This is a genomic window from Psychrobacter sp. 1U2, assembly GCF_051847575.1.
On sequence record NZ_JBPYDC010000166.1, the window covers coordinates 1 to 1,553 of the forward strand.

Consider the following 1,553-nt stretch of genomic DNA (forward strand, 5'->3'; position numbering starts at 1 on the left):
GGCGATATTTTGGGCGGCGTATTAACGGGTAGTCGCAACCAGACACGTGAGTATAATCCGCAACAATATGACCTTCAGTCAGATAATGGTTTGGGTTTAGATGATATCTTAGGCGGCTTGACTGGTGGTGGTCAGCGCGGCGGTATCACTTCTGGTGCAGGTGGGCTGGGTGATATATTAGGTGGTGTGTTAGGCGGTCAGCGTACTAGAGGCGGCTTTGGTGGTAAGGGTATGTTAGTTGCAGCTCTTATGCCTATGGTGCTTAGCTGGATTCAACGTAATGGTGGACTTAGTGGCGCGCTATCTAAAGTTACAGGTATGGGTTATGACAACCAAGCGCGCTCTTGGATGAGTAACCACGAGCTTAATGATAATTTAGACCCTAATGACATCAATCGTTTATTTGATGAAAAAGAAATTCAACAAGTCGCTGCGCATACTGGTGCTAATGATGTAGAAGTACGTCAAGGTCTGGCTGAGCTGTTACCAGAGGTTTTTAATCAATTAACACCGCATGGCAACTTAGATAATGAATCAGAGGCCAATCAAGAGATAGACCAGATTGTTAGCCAATTATCTAGTCGTCTTGGCACGTTGAAATAAGACAAGTATTTTCCAGTTTTAATACGCCATGTTTTAGTCTAAAAAAGAGTACATTTAATAACGTGCTCTTTTTTTTGACCGTTTTTGTTTCAAACAATAAGTAGTAAGTTGACTACAAAAGCCAGTTAAAAGCGTTCATCTAACGTTTCTAGCGTATAGTTGAGCGCGGCAAAGCAGATGTCGCTCTTAAATCCACGATACTGCAAAAACCGTAGTTGGCGTGCCTTGTCTTTTTGTTCAGTAGGGATGTTATTACCATACTTTTTGGTACGAGCGACCACTGCTAGCTTTAGCCAATCCACGCCTTCAACCAAATTGTCTGCACTATCATCTATAAACTCACTGAACTCATCAGACTCTGCATTTGCCATATCAATAAGCTCATCTATATTGCTTGGCATCTCAACTTTTTTACGATAAAACTCTTGCTTGATACGTCCGCGTCCACGACCTTTACGAATGCTTTCTCGAATTAGCATTAAGGTCGTACGATAATCACTTTGATAGCCTTTTTCCTCAAACTCATCAAGCAGCGCATCGATTTTGTCAGGATCTTGCTCTTTATCCAGTAGCTTTTGCTTTAACTCAGCTTTGCCATATTCGCGGCGTGAGAGATAATAGAAGGCCAACCAGCGTAAGCGGCTCTCAGCTTTGATGGCATCGATATCTGCTTGTCGCTGCTCAGGCGTGCGTAAGTAGGCTTTTAACGCAGATGGTAAGTTATCCGCTTGACTATCTACTTTGCTGTCTTCGTTATTATGATTAATTGTATCGTCACTACTGTAATTTACAGCTGACTTGGCTTCTATGTCAGACTTATCGTCTATATTAGTTTCATGAACATCACTTTTAACCTCTGCCAGTATCTCTTTAATACTTTGCGCTTTAGGCGGCTGATAGGTAGGTACTGTATTAGGTTCAGGTTCAAAGTTAGCCGCTGGATGAAAACG

Annotated in this window: 2 protein-coding genes; one reads left to right on the forward strand and one right to left on the reverse strand. The window is 42.3% G+C overall.

The window, feature by feature from the left end:
* Positions 1-603, forward strand: a 603-nt coding sequence (locus tag ACS8FD_RS14150; protein WP_439276333.1) for a YidB family protein, incomplete at its 5' end; no start/stop codon positions are given.
* A 125-nt stretch (positions 604-728) separates the two neighbouring features.
* Here ACS8FD_RS14150 and ACS8FD_RS14155 read toward each other — a convergent pair.
* A partial coding sequence (locus ACS8FD_RS14155) for a regulatory protein RecX (protein ID WP_439276334.1) occupies positions 729-1,553 on the reverse strand: 825 nt, incomplete at its 5' end.